Source organism: Xenorhabdus sp. KK7.4, from assembly GCF_963876465.1.
Classification (GTDB): Bacteria; Pseudomonadota; Gammaproteobacteria; order Enterobacterales; family Enterobacteriaceae; genus Xenorhabdus; species Xenorhabdus stockiae.
Window position 1 is genome coordinate 1 of the sequence record NZ_CAWNQF010000011.1, and the last position, 1,037, is coordinate 1,037.

Genomic DNA, 1,037 nt, shown 5'->3' on the forward strand with positions numbered 1-1,037 from the left:
TCTATTTGCAGATTTTTTCAAGAATTTTTTCACATTACTGAGCAGTTGCCACATATACCGACAACAATGGTTACGTGTGACTGTTTCATGTAACGTGTGCCATAAGTATTCTATTTTGTTCAACCAAGGCGAGTAGACGGGCAGGAATAAGAGGATAATGGTGGGGTTTTGAGCCAACCAACGCTGAACTGCGCGGCTTTTATGAATGCAATAATTATCCAAAATCACGGTCAGCGTTTTCACACCCCGATAATATCTTTTTAAGACTTCCAGCATTTTAATAAATAAGAGTGAATTTTTCTTTGAACTTCCCGTATAGAGAACGTGCTTTGTTTGAACGTCAAGAGTGCCCGCAATGTAGTATTTTTGATTTTGTCCCGGGGTGATAATCCGCTTTTGTTGTCCTTTAAAATACCAGTCAGCGCCGATTTTAGGATTAAAGTGGATATCAACCTCATCTTCATAAACCACGGGATGTTTCTCTGAGGCCAGAGATAACGCTTTGGTCATGAGCCTCATTTTTTCATCATATTCAGGGTCAGGCACCTGTAATGTCGGGGCTGCTCGTCGCCATACAATGCGATTTTTACAGAAAAATCGGTAAAGTGTGCTGATTGACAGTTTGATATTAAATAATTTTTTGATTTGAAAGATAAAAAAAGAGAGGCTCCAACGAGAACGAATATGACCAAATTGCTGAGGTGAATGTTCCAACAAATAAAACAGAACGGGCAAAAGTGGCGTTAAATTCCAGCGAGGATGGCGACCCGCGGATAAAGGATACAATCCGGCCCATCCAAGTGCCTTAAAGCGATCAATCCACCGCCACACAGAGGAATGCACGGTGCAAAGTGTTTTGGCGACTTGAGACACAGATGCACCTTGATGTAGCAAGAGTATCGCCATAATCCGGCGAGCATAGTTTTTATCTGCCGTTTTTTGGACAATTTTTCTCATTTGACGCCGCTCATTGCGCGGAATTGGTGGTACGATGGCCATAACTCAGTCCTTCCTTTTTGTGTTTTTTTGGTTTTGCG

The 1,037-nt window shown here is 41.9% G+C and carries 1 protein-coding gene; it reads right to left on the reverse strand.

The window, feature by feature from the left end:
* Positions 1 to 999, reverse strand: a 999-nt coding sequence (locus tag AACS90_RS03080) for an IS630 family transposase (RefSeq protein WP_099123661.1), incomplete at its 3' end; no start/stop codon positions are given.
* Positions 1,000 to 1,037: the final 38 nt, after the last annotated feature.